The organism is Pseudoduganella violaceinigra DSM 15887, assembly GCF_000425385.1.
Taxonomy (GTDB): domain Bacteria; phylum Pseudomonadota; class Gammaproteobacteria; order Burkholderiales; family Burkholderiaceae_D; genus Rugamonas; species Rugamonas violaceinigra.
Genome location: NZ_AUDI01000001.1, coordinates 465,950 through 481,498 on the forward strand (window position 1 = coordinate 465,950; position 15,549 = coordinate 481,498).

At 65.8% G+C, this 15,549-nt stretch carries 12 protein-coding genes; 2 read left to right on the forward strand and 10 right to left on the reverse strand.

The genetic code is table 11. The annotated features are described in order from the left end of the window. Positions 1 to 57: 57 nt before the first annotated feature. From aroG to H597_RS0102265, 4 genes are all read right to left on the reverse strand, one after another. The gene (aroG, locus tag H597_RS0102250; RefSeq protein WP_028100691.1) at positions 58 to 1,116 is read right to left on the reverse strand and encodes a 3-deoxy-7-phosphoheptulonate synthase AroG; all 1,059 of its coding nucleotides are present in this window, start codon (positions 1,114 to 1,116) and stop codon (positions 58 to 60) included. Between the two features lie 569 nt (positions 1,117 to 1,685). Then, the gene (gene tldD, locus H597_RS0102255) at positions 1,686 to 3,146 is read right to left on the reverse strand and encodes a metalloprotease TldD (RefSeq protein ID WP_028100692.1); all 1,461 of its coding nucleotides are present in this window, start codon (positions 3,144 to 3,146) and stop codon (positions 1,686 to 1,688) included. 37 nt (positions 3,147 to 3,183) lie between these two features. Beyond that, positions 3,184 to 3,981, reverse strand: a complete 798-nt coding sequence (locus H597_RS0102260; RefSeq protein ID WP_028100693.1) for a carbon-nitrogen hydrolase family protein — start codon at positions 3,979 to 3,981, stop codon at positions 3,184 to 3,186. Continuing rightward, a complete protein-coding gene (locus H597_RS0102265) occupies positions 3,978 to 8,129 on the reverse strand; it encodes a YhdP family protein (RefSeq protein WP_229632073.1) in 4,152 nt (1,383 codons plus the stop codon). The genes H597_RS0102260 and H597_RS0102265 overlap by 4 nt, the downstream gene beginning before the upstream one ends. Before the next feature lie 95 nt (positions 8,130 to 8,224). Between H597_RS0102265 and glnE the strand changes: the two genes are divergently transcribed. Then, entirely contained in the window at positions 8,225 to 10,963 is a 2,739-nt protein-coding gene (gene glnE / locus H597_RS0102270) for a bifunctional [glutamate--ammonia ligase]-adenylyl-L-tyrosine phosphorylase/[glutamate--ammonia-ligase] adenylyltransferase (RefSeq protein ID WP_028100695.1), read from the forward strand. Positions 10,964 to 10,980: 17 nt separating this feature from the next. Here glnE and H597_RS33020 read toward each other — a convergent pair whose 3' ends face one another. Further along, positions 10,981 to 11,562 (reverse strand): glutathione S-transferase family protein, encoded by a 582-nt coding sequence (locus tag H597_RS33020; RefSeq protein ID WP_028100696.1) that lies wholly within the window; start codon positions 11,560 to 11,562, stop codon positions 10,981 to 10,983. A gap of 93 nt (positions 11,563 to 11,655) precedes the next feature. On the opposite strand from H597_RS33020, the gene H597_RS0102280 reads away from it, so the two are divergent. Next, a complete protein-coding gene (locus H597_RS0102280) occupies positions 11,656 to 12,624 on the forward strand; it encodes a helix-turn-helix transcriptional regulator (protein ID WP_028100697.1) in 969 nt (322 codons plus the stop codon). Between the two features lie 156 nt (positions 12,625 to 12,780). On the opposite strand, the gene H597_RS0102285 is transcribed toward H597_RS0102280, so the two are convergent. The 5 genes from H597_RS0102285 to H597_RS33030 form a co-directional block, all read right to left on the reverse strand. Further along, entirely contained in the window at positions 12,781 to 12,993 is a 213-nt protein-coding gene (locus H597_RS0102285; RefSeq protein WP_028100698.1) for a hypothetical protein, read from the reverse strand. A 59-nt stretch (positions 12,994 to 13,052) separates the two neighbouring features. Further along, positions 13,053 to 13,244 (reverse strand): hypothetical protein, encoded by a 192-nt coding sequence (locus H597_RS34595; protein ID WP_154667915.1) that lies wholly within the window; start codon positions 13,242 to 13,244, stop codon positions 13,053 to 13,055. Positions 13,245 to 13,264: 20 nt separating this feature from the next. Continuing rightward, a complete protein-coding gene (locus H597_RS0102295; RefSeq protein ID WP_028100699.1) occupies positions 13,265 to 13,456 on the reverse strand; it encodes a hypothetical protein in 192 nt (63 codons plus the stop codon). 209 nt (positions 13,457 to 13,665) lie between these two features. Then, positions 13,666 to 14,946: a vanadium-dependent haloperoxidase gene (locus H597_RS33025; RefSeq protein ID WP_051293463.1), complete on the reverse strand. Its 1,281-nt coding sequence runs from the start codon at positions 14,944 to 14,946 to the stop codon at positions 13,666 to 13,668. Next, positions 14,943 to 15,548: an ankyrin repeat domain-containing protein gene (locus tag H597_RS33030; RefSeq protein WP_051293464.1), complete on the reverse strand. Its 606-nt coding sequence runs from the start codon at positions 15,546 to 15,548 to the stop codon at positions 14,943 to 14,945. Before H597_RS33030 ends, H597_RS33025 begins: the two co-directional genes overlap by 4 nt. Between the last annotated feature and the right edge of the window lies 1 nt (position 15,549).

The following is a 15,549-nucleotide window of genomic DNA, read 5'->3' on the forward strand; positions in this document are numbered from 1 at the left end:
CATAAAAAAATCCCGGCAGGTTCGCACCTGCCGGGATTTTTTATTGCAAAGGCGGGTTTATTCGCCCTGCAGGCGGCGCTGGCGCACGGCGGCGGCCAGGTTCTCCAGCACCTGCACGCTGGTGTCCCAGTCGATGCAGCCGTCGGTGATCGACTGGCCGTAGGTCAGCTCCTTGCCCGGCACCAGGTCCTGGCGGCCGGCCACCAGGTGCGACTCCACCATCACGCCGACGATGCGCGTGTCGCCGCCGGCAATCTGCCCGGCGATGTCGGCGCATACCGGCACCTGGTTCTCCGGCTTCTTCGAGGAATTGGCGTGCGAGGCGTCGATCATCAGGCGCGCCGCCAGGCCATGGCCGGAAATCGCCTTGCAGGCGTCTTCCACGCTGGCCGCGTCGTAGTTCGGGGTCTTGCCGCCGCGCAGGATGATGTGGCAGTCCTCGTTGCCGTTGGTCGAGACGATGGCCGAGTGGCCGCCCTTGGTCACCGACAGGAAGTGGTGCGGCTGCGAGGCGGCCTTGATCGCTTCCACCGCGATCTTGGTATTGCCGTCGGTGCCGTTCTTGAAGCCCACCGGGCAGGACAGGCCGGACGCCAGTTCGCGGTGCACCTGCGACTCGGTGGTGCGGGCCCCGATCGCGCCCCAGGAAATCAGGTCGGCAATGTACTGCGGGCTGATCACGTCGAGGAATTCGGTGCCGGCCGGCAGGCCCAGTTCATTGATGTCGCGCAGCAGTTCGCGCGCCATGCGCAGGCCATCGTTGATGCGGAAGCTGTTGTCCATGTACGGGTCGTTGATCATGCCCTTCCAGCCCACGGTGGTGCGCGGCTTTTCGAAGTAGACGCGCATCACGATCTCCAGATCCCCCTTCAGGCGCTCGCGCAGCGGGGCCAGCCGCTGGGCATATTCCATCGCCGCTTTCGGGTCGTGGATCGAGCATGGCCCGACCACCACCATCAGGCGGTCGTCCTGGCCGTGCAGGATGCGATGCAGGGCGACGCGCGCTGCGGAAGCCGTGGTGGATGCCGCTTCGGTGCAGGGAAATTCGCGGATCAGGTGCGACGGCGGCGTCAGCTCCTTCATTTCACGAATGCGCAGGTCGTCGGTACGTTGCATAGTTTCTCTCCTGGATCAATTAAAAAAAAACCGCCATTTCTGGCGGTTTGTATTGGTATCTGCTGGGATCTCGCGCTTGCTGCTACGTGAACCGGCCGCTACTCCACCGCCTTTGGGTTGGAATTGCTAAAGTAAAAAAAGCCGGTAAAGTAGTGCAAAAGCATGGTGAGTTCCCTTCGTTTCGACCCACTATAGCAACAGTTAACAGCTATTGCAAGCGAGGCATCAACGCTGTTGGCGGCGGCGCGCGGCCAGGAATGCGAGTACTTCCGTGCACATCAGGTCCAGTACGCCCCGGGGCGCTGAGATTTGCCGTCGTGTCGAGCTTGGCATCGCCACGGGCACCGGGAATGTAGGTCGAGGTGTACTGGATATCGGTGCGCAAGCCGGTCATGAAGCAAGGCTGGCGAGCAAGCGAGCGGCGCCGTTGCCGGTGAAATTGACGTTCAGTTGGGGGACGACGAAATACGAGCTGGCAGCGCCGATCGGCGATGGATAACCATATCACGTATAAGGTTATCCGACAGAACGAGGAAAAAAAAGCCGCTGGCAAACAGCGGCTTTTCTTATCAGGCGGTCCCGCCGACGGTCACTCCGTCCAGCCGCAGTGTCGGCTGCCCGACGCCGACCGGCACGCTCTGCCCTTCCTTGCCGCAGACGCCCACACCCGGGTCGAGCTTCATATCGTTGCCGATCATGGTGATGCGGTTCATCACGTCGGGACCGTTGCCGATCAGGGTGGCGCCCTTGACCGGGTAGCTCACCTTGCCGTTCTCGATCATGTAGGCCTCGCTGGCCGAGAACACGAACTTGCCGTTGGTGATGTCGACCTGGCCGCCGCCGAAGTTCACGGCATAAATACCGTTCTTCACCGACGCCAGGATTTCACCGGGATCCTGGTCGCCGCCCAGCATATAGGTATTGGTCATGCGCGGCATCGGCAGGTGGGCGAACGATTCGCGCCGTGCGTTGCCGGTGACATTCATCTTCATCAGGCGCGCATTCATCGTGTCCTGGATATAGCCCTTCAGCACGCCGTCTTCGATCAGGGTGGTGCACTGGGTCGGGTTGCCTTCGTCGTCGATATTCAGCGAGCCGCGGCGGTTGGCCAGGGTGCCGTCGTCGACCACGGTGACGCCCTTGGCCGCCACGCGGTCGCCGATGCGGCCGGAGAAGGTCGAGGAGCCCTTGCGGTTGAAGTCGCCTTCCAGGCCATGGCCGATGGCTTCGTGCAGCAGGATGCCCGGCCAGCCCGGTCCCAGCACCACGGTCATCGGGCCGGCCGGGGCCGGGCGCGCATCGAGGTTGACCAGGGCCGACTTGACGGCATCGGTGGCGTACTGGTCCAGCAGGGCGTCGCTGAAGTAGCCGTAGTCGTAGCGGCCGCCGCCGCCGGAGGAGCCGACTTCGCGCCGCCCATCCTGTTCCACGATCACGGTCACCGAGACGCGCACCAGGGGACGGATATCGGCCGCCAGCACGCCGTCGCTGCGCACCACCAGCACCACATCGTATTCGCCGGCCAGGCCGGCCATCACCTGCACCACGCGCGGGTCCTTGGCGCGCGCCATCTTTTCCACGCGCTCCAGCAGCTTGACTTTGGCGGCCGCATCCAGCGACACCAGCGGATCGTGCGGCATGTACAGGGAACGGCCGCCGACCGGGGTCATCTTGCCGGCCACCTTGACCTTGCCGGCGCCGGCGCGGGCGATGGTGCGGGTGGCGGCGGCCGCTTCCAGCAGGGCCGCTTCGGAAATTTCGTCGGAATAGGAAAAGGCCGTCTTCTCGCCCGATACGGCGCGCACGCCGACACCCTGGTCGATCGAGAAGGAACCGGTCTTGACGATGCCTTCTTCCAGGCTCCAGCCCTCGTTCTTGGTGAACTGGAAGTACAGGTCGGCGTAGTCGACCTTGTGGGTAAACATGCTGCCCAGTGCTTTCAGCAGCTTGCCTTCGTCCAGGCCGAATGGCGTCAGCAGGATGTCCTTGGCCGCCGCCATGGCAGAGAGGTTGGGGTCGAATGGTTTCATGTTGGAATCTTGTTATGGTGAGGTTCTTAGCCGGATTTTAGAGGATTCGGTGTTTCAGTGCAGGCAGGCTTTCGCGGACGCCGTGCACGAAGGCCGGATCCAGCTCGCCGGCCACCACGCCCTCGCCTTCGGCCAGCACCGCCTTGATCTCGCCCCAGGGGTCGACCAGCATCGAATGGCCCCAGGTGCGGCGGCCATTGACATGGCTGCCGCCCTGCGCCGCCGCCAGCACATAGCACTGGTTTTCGATGGCGCGCGCGCGCAGCAGGATTTCCCAGTGCGCCTTGCCGGTGGTGTAGGTAAAGGCGGCCGGCACCACGATCAGGTCGAGCGGGCCCATGGCGCGGTACAGCTCGGGGAAGCGCAGGTCGTAGCAGACCGACATGCCGACCTTGCCCACGGCCGTCTCGACCGTGCCCACGCTCTTGCCCGGCACGATGGTGCGCGCCTCGTCATAGGATTCGCTGCCCTTGCTGAAGCCGAACAGGTGGATCTTGTCGTAACGGCCGACATGCTGGCCCTGCGGATCGTAGACCAGGGTGGTATTGATGACCCGTTCGGGGTCGTTCGAGGCCAGCGGCAGCGTGCCGCCCAGCAGCCAGATGCCGTGTTCGCGCGCCATGGCGGACATGCAGTCCTGGATCGGCCCCTGGCCCAGCGGCTCGGCCTTGCCCACCTTGTCGCTGTCGCTCATGCCCATGATGGCCCAGTATTCGGGCAACAGCACCAGCTGCGCCCCCTTGGCCGCCGCAGCGCCGACCAGGCGGCGGGCGGTGGCGATATTCTGTTCCACGACAGGGGTGGAAACCATCTGGATTGCAGCGACTTTGCTCATGGTGCCGGCTCCTTGGCGTTCTCGATTTTGGTGATGCTCGGCGCCTTCCACGGCCCGGTCACCTGCATCTGGTAGGTCAGCGCCTTCATCACCGGCGCACTGAGGAACAGCTGCGCCAGGTAGCTGCCCAGGCCGATCACCGGATTGACCGCCAGCGCATACACCAGCGGCGCGGTACCCAGGTTGACCTGCGGGATCACCACCACGCGCAGATTGGTCGATTCATTGGCGATGTCGGCCGTGCCGTCCATCAGCACCGTGGCCTGCACGCCATGCATCTTCAAATTGTCGGTCTTCACGATGCCATGGTTGATGGTGGCGTTCGCCGTGATGCCATCGAACTGCAAGCCTTCCGAGAACACGTCGGCAAAATCGAGCTTGAGCAGGCGCGGCAGGGCCTGCAGGCTCAGCACGCCCAGCAGCTTGGCCGCGCCCGGATCCTGCTTCAGGAACTGGCCCTTCTCCACATTCATCGCCACCGTGCCGGACAGGCTGGGCAGGTCGAGGTGGTAAGGCAGGCCCTTCCACGCGATATCCCCGCTCAGCTTGCCCTTGCCATTGCGCAGCGTATCGGCAAAGCCCAGGCGCTCCAGCAGCTTGCCGGCATTGTGGATATCCATATTGAAGTTCAGGGCCGTGTTGTGCTGGCCCTCCCGGGTTTGCCAGCGGCCGGTGGCATTGAATTCACCGTCGGCGTTGATCAGCGACAGCTTGCTGATGCGCCATTCGCGGGCCGAGGTGACCAGGGCATTGTAGGCATGCAGCTCGAGCTGGCCGAGCGGGCGGTTGAACCATTCCAGCTGCTGCACTTCAATGTCCAGCGCCGGGATGGTCGGCGCATTGCTCGAGCCTTCCAGCAGATCCTTGACCGCCGCCGCCTGCGATTCCGGGATGATCAGCGACGACAGGCGCGCCGTCACCTTGCCCACGCCCTTGCCGCTGGCCGATTCGTTCCAGGTCACATAGCCCACCGCCTGCTGCGAATCGATGCTGGCCTGCCAGACGCCGTTGCTGCGGGTGGTCCCCACCACCACGTTGTCGAGCTTGCGTTCGCCCACGACCAGTTCGGCGGTCCGCGCCGCCATGGTATCCGGCACCACATACTGCGCGATGTCGCTGCCTTCGCCGGCGCCCGCCGCCGCGGGCGGTTTACTCTCGCTGCCGGCAATCTCCGTTGCCAGTTCGATCCAGTCATCCACATTGAGCGACTTCAGGCTGGCATTGATCATCATCCCGCTATCGGGTTCCGGCGCCGGCAGATTGACGCCGATGCCGCCGTTGAGCAGTTTCCAGCCGCCCTTGGCGACGCGCTGGCGGTGGTAGCGCGCCGCGTAGGCATTGCCCAGGGTGACGCGGATTTCATCGCGCGCCACGCCTTGTTCATTGGCGCCGCCGCCATTTAGCTGGAAGTGCAGCGGCAGGGCATCGGCCGCGGCCTTTTTCAGCGGCGCCGGGAAATCCAGGCTGGCGCCCTGCATGGCCGAATCGATCGCCACCTCGTATTTGTGGTCGCGCACCGTCACCAGACCGGTGAACTTCGCGCTGCCGCCCAGGTGGTTGGCCAGGCGCTGGGTGGCGGAGAACGGGTATTGCTTGCGCAAGCCATCGACCGTCGCCGTGCCGCCCAGGCGCACCACGATGCCGCCTTCCTTCTGGCTGCCGCCCGTCACCGACAGCGGACCGCCCAGCAGGGTGCCGGCCAGATTGTTCAGGTTGACGCCTTTTTCATTGAATTCGATCTTGCCGGTGGCGCCGGCCACGGTCGGCATATCGTGCCACAGCACCACATCGTTGCCCTGCAATTGCAGGGCGCCCTGCACCTTGGCGTCGATGATGTGGGCCAGCGGCAGCTGCAGGTTCAGCGCCAGCCTGGCGTTGCCGCTGCCCGTGGTTTCCTCGGTGAAGCGGCCGATCCAGTCGAGCACCGGGCTGGCGCTGACGTATTTGAGAAATTCCTGCATCGGGCCGGCGGCATTGCCGTCAATTTCCAGCACGCTGTCGTGGCTGCTCAGGTCGGGCAGTACCGCCTTCACATTGCTCAGCGCAATGCCCTGGGTCAGCGCGGTGTCGGCCTTGATCTCCATGCGCGCGCGGTCGAAGACGATGCTGCCGCGGATCTTTTCCGCCAGCGGCCAGACGGGCGACTTGCCATCCTTGGCGACATAGCCCGGCACGTAGTTCAAGCGGCCATCCAGGATGTGGCCGGCGACCCGGAACTCGCCCTTGGCCTTGTCGGGCGAGCCCTCCTTGAAGGGGAAATGCGCCAGTTCGCCGCGCAGGCGCAACGTGGTCTCATGCAGGCTGCCCTCTTCCAGCGCCCCCACCAGCCAGCGGCGGGTGTGTTCCGGCGTCTGCTTCGGCAGGTAGCGGCCGATATGGTTGATGCTGAAGCCGTCGATGCTGCCGCTGAAATCGGACACGCCAAGGCCCTTGGCGCCGGGGCCGCGCGGCAGCACATGGCTGCCGGCCAGCTTGAGCTGCATGCCGTCCTGCACCAGGTCCAGCTGCTCGAGCTTGACGGCCAGTTGCCGGGCCTCGGCCAGCGACCAGCTACCGTTCAGCTTGAACTGCTCGAAGCCCATCGGCGCGTCGTCGAACCAGGCCGGCATGGCCAGGGTGAAGCCGGGCGCGTCCAGGGCCACGCTGCCGCCCTGCTCGCCCGCTTCCACGTGGCCGCTCAGGTTTTCGAATCCGGGGATGTTGGGCAGCGCCGGCATCGGCAGCGCCTTGGCCGAACGCGCCACGGCGGGGCGCGCCGCCAGCGGCTCCATGCCGAGCCCGTCCAGGTCGGCCTTGAGCTTGTAATCGGTGGGCGCCGGCAGCGGGCCGCGCCATTCGGCCACCAGGTTGCGCACCCGGCCGCGCGGCGCCGCCTCCGCCAGCAAGTCGCGCTGCGCCGGCGGCAGCGGCAGGCGGGTCGCCAGTTCGGACAGGATCTTCAAATCCAGGGCGGCCGCCTTCACCTCGGTCCAGGCCGCTTCATTGGCAGCGGTCACGCGGCGCGCCGAGGCCGTGGTGGGCGCCAGCTCGACGCCATCGCGGGTGCGCAGCGAGACATCGGTCAGCGCCAGCGCGCGCGTGACGGCCGGCGGCGCGCCCGGCACGACTACCAGGGTCGCCGATTGTTGTTCGCTGGCTGCCACCCGGCCGCGCAGGGCGGCCACGTCCAGCTGCGGCAGGTCGCGGCCGAGGATGGCCACCACATTGTCCAGTGCCACATCGGCCGTGACGGCGGTCGGATGCGCATGGTCGAGCGCGAGCCAGGCGCGCACGCCGCCGCTGGCCGACTTCACCTCGATGGTGCGCGGCAGGTAAGGTTTCCAGGCCGCCAGGTCGGCCTGGCGCAATTCGGCGTAGACCTCGCCCTTCCACTGTTTGACATCGGCCACGCGGGTAAACGGCTGGTGGCTGAAATCGGCCCGCACATCGATCGGCGCGGCCAGCGCCGCCGGCGGCGTGGCTTTGAAGGCAAACTGGTGGCGGCGCCACTGGTTCAGCATCAGGGCCGTGACATTGTCGAACTGCAGGGGAGGACTGCCGCGCTGCAAATCGGTCCAGGTAATGCGGCCGTCGCGCACCACCACCTCGCGCTGCGACAGCAGCCAGTCGGCGCTCTTGCCGTCGCCCTTCTTGTCGAGGTCGAGATAGATGCCGGCCGCGAACAGCCGGCCGTCCGCCTCGCGCCGCACATCGACCTGGGGCCGGTGGAATTCCAGCGATTCGAAGCGCAGGCCGCCGGCCGGCACGCTCCACCAGGACAGGGTGGCCGAGACGGTGGGCAGGTGCAGCGCCGCCTGGCCTTGCGCATCGCGCATCACCACGTCGCCCAGGATCAGCTGCGGGCGCAGCCCCTTCCATGAGGCATAGATGCGGTCGATGGTCACCGGCTGGCCGACCGCACGGCTGGCCAGTTGCTCGATCTCCGGCTTGTAATGGTCGATATGCGGCAGCACCACCCAGCGCAGCGCCAGGAACAGGAGGGTGAAGGCAAAGTACAGCAGCAGCACCAGCTTAACGGTAAAACCGAGCACATGGTGGGTGGCCCGGTTCCAGAAGCGATAGGCGGCCTGCAGGCGATGCCAGCGCTCTTTGAGCGGGGCCTCGACTGCCTCGATCTGCTCTACCAGGTTGTCCTTCAATACGCTCAAGCCAAGCCTTTATCAAACCAGCATTTTACCGCACCGCCCCGTTAAACTATGTTCCAATAAGCACGCTTTCACATGCTTTTTACACTCTCTCACACCTGTCAATGAGCTCCACTGCCCTCGTTTCCGCGTCCCGCTTCTACCAGCGCTGGCTGGCCGCCGACCCCGCCCGCCAGGCCAAAGTTGATGCTTTGGCGCAATTATCGCTTGCCTCGCTCGATTTTGCCGAGGTTTTGGCCGCCGAACGGGGTGAGCTGCCGCTGGGGCGCGGCATGCGCCGCCTGCGCAATCTGCTGCTGGCCAGCCTGATCCGGCGCGACCTGGAAGGACGGGCCGACCTGGACGAAGTGGTCAGCACCATGACCAGGCTGGCCGATTTCGCGATCCAGACCCACCTGGCCGAACTGGACGCGGCCATGCGCCAGGCGCATGGCGCGCCCATCGGCGCCGAATCGGGGCTGGAACAGCAGCTGATCGTGCTCTCCATGGGCAAGGGCGGCGGCGGCGAACTGAATGTCTCCTCCGATATCGACCTGATCTTCGTCTACCCGGAGGATGGCGACACGGCGGCCGGTCCCGGCCAGCGCCAGCTGTCCAACCATGAATACTTCGTCCGCCTGGGCAAGCAGCTGATCGCCGCCATTGCGGAAATCACGGAAGACGGCTTCACCTTCCGCGTCGACATGGCGCTGCGCCCGAACGGCGCGTCCGGCCCGCTGGCGGCCAGCCTGGGCATGGTGGAAAACTACCTGATCGTGCAGGGCCGCGAATGGGAACGCTACGCCTGGGTCAAGGCGCGCGCCGTGACCGGCCGCGCCGAGGACATCCAGGCGCTGGAGGCCATCGTGCGTCCGTTCTGCTTCCGCCGCTACCTCGACTTCGGCGTGATCGACGCCATCCGCTCCATGCATGCCCAGATCCGCGCCGAAGTGGCGCGCCAGGAAAGGCTGCACCCGGAACGCAGCCACAACGTCAAGCTGGGGCGCGGCGGCATCCGCGAAATCGAATTCCTGGCCCAGGTCTTCCAGCTGATCCGCGGCGGGCGCGACCCGGAACTGCGCGGCCGCGCCACCCGCGCCACCCTGCGCCAGCTGCCGGACAAGGGCCTGCTGGGCGCCGACGTGGTAGCGCGCCTGCTGCAGGCCTACACCTTCCTGCGCAATCTGGAACACCGCCTGCAATACATCGACGACGCCCAGACCCACACCCTGCCGCCCAAAGAAGACGACCGCCTGGCTGTGGCGCACATGATGGGCCTGCCCGACGTGGCCACACTGTTGGCCGAGATGGCTGCGCACCGCCAGTATGTGGCCGAGCAATTCGACGCCATCTTCGCCGACAAGAGCGGCAACGGCAGCGAGGACGTCGACCCCGCCACCAGCAATGCCTGCGCCGATCCGGACAACCGCGAAGCCATCGAGGCGCGCTTCGCCAGCCTGGGCTACGACGACCCGGCCGCCGCCGCCCAGCGCCTGATCGCCACTTGGCAGGCGCCCAAGCTGGCCAGTCTGCCCGACGCCAGCCGCCAGCGCCTGGTGGCCCTGGTCAACGCCGCCCTGCCGCAGATCGCCCGGGCCGCCGAACGCAATAGCGCCGGCAAGCAGCTCGCCACGCTGGGCCGCCTGCTCGACTTCCTGGAAGCGATTTCGCGCCGCTCCTCCTACCTGTCGCTGCTGACCGAATACCCGCATACCCTGGAGCGCGTCATCACCATGATGCACGCCAGCGGCTGGGCCGCCAAATTCCTGACCCAGCACCCGATCCTGCTGGACGAACTGCTCGACCACCGTATCCTCAGTGCCGTGTTCGACCCGGCCGCCGCCGCCGGGGAACTGGAGCGCCAGCTGGCCACCGCCGACGGCGACACCGAACGCCAGCTCGACATCCTGCGCGAGGTGCACCACGCCCAGCTGTTCCACCTGCTGGCGCAGGACCTGGCCGGCTCGCTGACGGTGGAAAAACTGGCCGACCACCTGAGCGCCCTGGCCGACGTGATCGTGGCCGCCGTCATCCAGGCCGCCTGGCAGACCGTGGCCAAGCGCCACCTGGAGGTACCGAAATTCGCCGTCATCGCGTACGGCAAGCTGGGCGGCAAGGAACTGGGCTATGTCTCCGACCTCGACGTGATCTTCCTGTTCGACGACGAGGACCAGGACGCGCCCGGCCTGTACGCCAAGCTGGCGCAGCGCTTCATCACCTGGATGACCTCGCACACCTCGGCCGGCATCCTGTTCGACATCGACACCGCGCTGCGGCCCGACGGCGCCAGCGGCATGCTGGTCTCCAGCATCGGCGCGTTCGAGAAATACCAGCACGCCTCGGCCTGGCTGTGGGAACACCAGGCGCTGACGCGGGCCCGCTTCTGCGCCGGCGACGCCGCCATCGGCCAGCGCTTCGAGCAAATTCGCTGCCAGGTGCTGCGCAAGGAGAGGCCCGACGCCGCGGCGCTGAAGCAGGAAGTGCTGGCCATGCGCCAGAAGATGCGCGACGCCCGCCCCAAGCGCAGCGACTTGTTCGACCTCAAGCAGGACGAAGGCGGCATGATCGATATCGAATTCATCGTGCAATACCTGGTGCTGCAGCATGCCGCCCACTATCCGGAACTGACCGGCAATATCGGCAATATCGCCCTGCTGCACTTGGCCGCAGAGCTGGGCCTGGTCGACGCCGCCTTGGCCGGCGCCGTCGCCGACGCCTACCGCGACATGCGCAAATGGCAGCACCAGCTGCGCCTGCAAGGCCAGGACCAGTCGCGCGTAGCACCCGACAAAGCCGCCCACCACGCCGCCCACGTGCGCCAACTATGGGACGCCATCTTCGGCGCTAGCGCCTCCTGAAATAAAAGCCGTGGCTTTTACGCTGCAAGCGGGAACGTGCCGGGCGCGCTGGCGCTGCCCAGGTAGCGGCCGCTGCTGACGGCCGGGCGCTGGGTTTCGATGGCGTCGGCAAAGAAGACTGCCGGGTCGGCGTGCAACTCGGCCACATGGCGCTGCAACGCCGGATAGGCCGTGAGCTCCAGGCCCGCTTCGCGCTGCGCCCAGCGTACCGCCCCCACCAGGCAGGCGTCGGCCACGGTGCGCTTGCTGCCATCCAGCCATTCCTGCCCGCCCAGCACCTCGTCCAGCACGGCACAGGCTTGCGCCATGCGCGCCGGGCCGGCGCTGAAGCCTTCGTGCAGGTAGTCGAGCAGGGTGTCGAGCTTGCGTGCTTCCGCCGTGCCGGCCCGGTAGCCCAGCAGGCGGCGGCGCTGCTGGCCGATATGGCGCAGGATGCCGCGGCAATCGCGCAGCAGCTTGCCGCCCGATTGCAGCACCGGCACCTGTATGCCCGGCAGATCGACCTGCACCAGGCGATACGGCCGGCATAGCCATTCCAGGGCGACGATCGCGCCAAATGCACAGCCCTGCGGTGCGCCGTGGTACAGGATGGTTTCCATTTGCTTGCCTCATTCTTCTTGTTGGGAGATGAGGCATTGTCCGATCAATATAGGACAATATCCGCCCTGATTTCGTGCAATCATTGCCACATCATGTCAAAACCCGCCGTCAAAGCCCTATCCATCCTCGAATTGCTGCAAAGCCAGCGCCAGATTTCGGGCGCCGAGATGTCCGAGCGCCTCGGCATCGACCGCCGCACCTTGCGCCGCTATATCGCCATGCTGGAAGAGCTGGGGATCCCGATCACGGCCGAGCGCGGCCGCTATGGCGGCTATATGCTGGTGCCCGGCTTCAAGCTGCCGCCGCTGATGTTCACGAATGACGAGGCGTCCGCCGTGGCGCTGGGCTTGATGGCGGTGCGTTCGCTGCGCCTGGCCGACACCGCGCCGTCGGTCGCCAGCGCCCAGGCCAAGCTGGAGCGCGTGATGCCGCCCGCCTTGCAAGGCAGCGTGCAGGCCCTGCGCGAAACCGCCGTGCTCGATACGCCCGAACAGCGCTGGGCCCATGCCGGCACCGCCCGCCCGGCCCTGACCGGCGAGCTGACGGCCTTGGCGCTGGCGGCCCAGACCCAGCACCGCGTGCGCTTCCGCTACACGCCGCAGGAGGGCGAGGCGATGCAGCGCGAATTCGATCCTTACGGCCTGGTGTTCAGCCATACGCGCTGGTATGTGGTGGGGATGTGCCGGCTGCGGCTGGCGATCCGCTCCTTTCGCCTGGACCGCATTGCCAATGTGCTGGAAACCGGCGCGGTGTTTGACAAGCCCGACAGCTTCGACGCCGCCGCCCAGTTGCAGCACGCCATGGCCACCCTGCCCCGCCCCCTGCCCGTGCAAGTGCTGCTGCACACCGACCTGGCTGGCGCGGCGCGCGAAGTGGGCCGCTACATCGGCCCGCTGGCCGCCGTGGAAGGCGGCGTACGGCTAAAGACCACCACCACCAGCTATACCTGGTTTGCGCGCCTGCTGGCGTCGCTGAATTGCGATTTCACGATTGAAGGGCCACCCGAATTGCAGGCCGCCGTGCGCGCCGAAGCGGAACGCTTGGCGCGGCTGGCAGGTTAAGCTGTTGGCTGGCGACGGGGGCGCAATGTCCTGGTCGCAACGATGCGCAGCAGCCGGGTACATTCATTGCAAATCGATGATGTTGGCGACCAATAAATGGAAAGGGCGCCAATGGCGCCCATGGTCCTGCATCGTGCTGTCGACGCCGGTCGGACTCTAGTAGCAGGGATAGGTCTCGACCAGCACTTTGGTGCCGCTCGTATCGCCCCAGTAGAACCATTGGGCGTTGCAGCTGAATTCCGCGCCGCCGATTTGCACGCCCTGGGCATCGTAGTATTCATAGGACCGGCCGTAGCTTGGCCGTGCATACGAGTAGCCTGCAGCCGCCAAGCTGGCCAGCGCCACGACTGCAATAATCGCTTTTTTCATCTTGTCTATCTCCGTTTTTTATAAGAAATGAACAGCTACAACACGACCGCAGTGACTGCTCAATAGCCGTCGTAGCGCCAGCATTGGCCGGCGTCGAAGGCATTGCAGGCGTTGACATCGCCTTCACGGCATTGGTTGATCCAGTCGACGCATTGTTCGTAGGTGGCATAGTGTGCCGCCCATGCGCTGGCACCGGCGCCCAAGCCGACCGCAAATAAGGCCAGGGCCATGCCCTTTTTAAATCTCAACATGAAATACCGCCTTTCGCGATTTAAAACGGATAAAAGTAATGGTCGCAATGGCTCTTATTAAAGAGCACGCAAGCATCTTCATTGCCGTCGAAAACACATGCTTCGCGGTAGCCGTAGCAGGTCTCATAGCCGGGATAGGCCATGGCCGCGAACGAGGCGCCGGCGCCGATGCCGAATAATGCGATGGCCAGCGTTTTTTTGAGTGTAAGCATTTAAGTCCCTTTCATATTAATATTTATTCAGGAAATGTCGGCGCGATAGAAAATCGCCCGACGATTCTCCTTAAAATATATTAAATCGTCAACATTATTTAAATGTGAATATGCGTGACTATTTATGCGAGCAATCGCTGGGGATGCGCGGCCGCCGGCGCCTACGGCTGCGAGAGGTAAAAAAGGGCACCCGCGGGTGCCCTGCTGCTTTAGTTGAGTTTCTTGAGCACGATGCTGGCCACCGCCCGCCCTAGCAACAACCCGTCCTCATTGTCATGGCGGTAGTGGATGCCGCCATACATGCGCGAGGTTGCCGCTTCCAGCGCCAGCGCATCGAGTCTGGATGCTTCCTGCGGGAAGACGGCGCCCAGGATGCGCGCACTGGCGCCGCTGAAGGCCGCGTGCCCCGACACATAGGACGGGAAAGGCGGGGTCAGGATGGCGGGCTTCAACTCCACGCCCAGCACGGTCTTGGCCATGCTCACCGGGCGCGCCGTCCAGTAGTGGTATTTGGTGTCCCACACCGCAATGAAGGTGTCGGCCAGCGCCACATTGAGCATGGCGAACAGCTTGGCGGTCGCGGCGTCGTCCAGCTTGTATTGCCGCACCAGGTCCTGGCCGATCTGGTTCCAGTGGCCGGGCGGGGTGACGCTGCCGCTGCCATCGACCCAGAAACGGGCGATGCGCAACTGCTCCGGCGTCAGGTTTTTCTGGATGTCGACCAGCTCCTGCAGGTCGCGCACGAAACGCTCCGAGCCGAAGGCCGGCGGCGTCGGACGCAACTGCGACGGGTTTTCCAGCATCCAGGTTTTCCAGCCGGGGGCGAATGGTTCGTCCGGCGGGTAATAGAAATATGGCGGGGTCGGCGTCCAGGCGCCGGGGCCGTAGTAGCGGCCTTCGCCATACCATTGCAGGCGCACGCCGTCCCAGCCGCGTGCCGCGCCGTCGGCCTCACCATGGGCCAGCGCGCGCCGCGCCACTTCGCTGCCGATGGCCAGGCCGCGCGCGGCCTGCTGCGGCGTGATGCCCGATTGCTTGAGGACTGCCGCCAGGATGCGGTCGAAGCCATGCTCCTCGGCCGGGAACCAGTAGGCCAGCACCTTGCTGGCCGCCGTCGACACCGCCACCTTGCGGCTGAGCGCATCGGGCGCCAGCTGCCAGGCGTCGTACATCGCCACATGGGTCAGCGCCAGGCCGCGTGCCGAGCGGGTCGGCGAGCCCTTGTGTTTGACGATGCGGTTCAAGGCCAGGGAGGTCCAGGGCAGCGTCACCGGCTCGCTTTGCCACGCTTGCACGATGCGCGCGGCCTCTTGCTCCGCCGCTGCCGACGGCCCGAAGACGGCCGGATCGTAGGGCGGCGTTGCCGCGGCGCCGGCGCTGTCGGCCGGCATGATCAAGGCGCTGGCCGCGGCCAGCGCCGCCGGTGCCGCGCAGCAGGCAAACAGCACCAGCGCAGCGCGCGCGCAAAGTGTATGCAGTGGCGCGCTCATTGGCCGCCTCCCACTGACTGGCGCTGCAACGCGGCGCTCATGGCGCTGCGCTGGGCGCGCTGCGCCACCGCCAGCGGGCGCTCGCCTTCCGCCGGCAGGGCGGGCGACGCGCCATGCGCCAGCAACAGGTCCACCATGGCATCCTTGCCGCTGTAGACGGCCGCCACCAGCGGCGTCATGCCTTCCTTCGACACCTGGTTGACGGCCGCGCCGCGCTGCAGCAGCAGGCGCGCCGCCTCCAGCTGGCCATAATAAGCGGCCGTGATCAGCGGCGTGGTGCCGCGCCAATCGGCGGCATCGGGCTGGGCGCCCTGCGCCAGCAGCTTTTTCATCAATTCGAGATGGCCCTGCGCCGCCGCATTATGGAGCGCGCTGACCTGGCGCACCGGGTCGGCGGCGTTGACATCGACCCCGGCCTGCAGCAAGAGCCCTACCACATTGCCGTCGCCCTGCGCCGCGTACTGCACCAGGCGCGCCGGCGTCGCTTCCACGCTCATCACCGCCAGCCTCTGGGCCGGGCTGGCGCTTTCGGCGGCCAGCGCCACCTGCGGCGCGGCCCAGCAGGCCAGCAGCGCCGCCGCTTTCATTGCAACATTCAGCATC

Excerpts from the sequence above, each read along its gene's own strand:
- aroG (WP_028100691.1), bottom strand. The coding sequence starts at position 1,116 with ATGCAACGTACCGACGACCTGCGCATTCGTGAAATGAAGGAGCTGACG.
- tldD (WP_028100692.1), bottom strand. The coding sequence starts at position 3,146 with ATGAAACCATTCGACCCCAACCTCTCTGCCATGGCGGCGGCCAAGGAC.
- H597_RS0102260 (WP_028100693.1), bottom strand. The coding sequence starts at position 3,981 with ATGAGCAAAGTCGCTGCAATCCAGATGGTTTCCACCCCTGTCGTGGAA.
- H597_RS33020 (WP_028100696.1), bottom strand. The coding sequence starts at position 11,562 with ATGGAAACCATCCTGTACCACGGCGCACCGCAGGGCTGTGCATTTGGC.
- H597_RS0102280 (WP_028100697.1), top strand. The coding sequence starts at position 11,656 with ATGTCAAAACCCGCCGTCAAAGCCCTATCCATCCTCGAATTGCTGCAA.
- H597_RS0102285 (WP_028100698.1), bottom strand. The coding sequence starts at position 12,993 with ATGAAAAAAGCGATTATTGCAGTCGTGGCGCTGGCCAGCTTGGCGGCT.
- H597_RS34595 (WP_154667915.1), bottom strand. The coding sequence starts at position 13,244 with ATGTTGAGATTTAAAAAGGGCATGGCCCTGGCCTTATTTGCGGTCGGC.
- H597_RS0102295 (WP_028100699.1), bottom strand. The coding sequence starts at position 13,456 with ATGCTTACACTCAAAAAAACGCTGGCCATCGCATTATTCGGCATCGGC.
- H597_RS33025 (WP_051293463.1), bottom strand. The coding sequence starts at position 14,946 with ATGAGCGCGCCACTGCATACACTTTGCGCGCGCGCTGCGCTGGTGCTG.
- H597_RS33030 (WP_051293464.1), bottom strand. The coding sequence starts at position 15,548 with ATGCTGAATGTTGCAATGAAAGCGGCGGCGCTGCTGGCCTGCTGGGCC.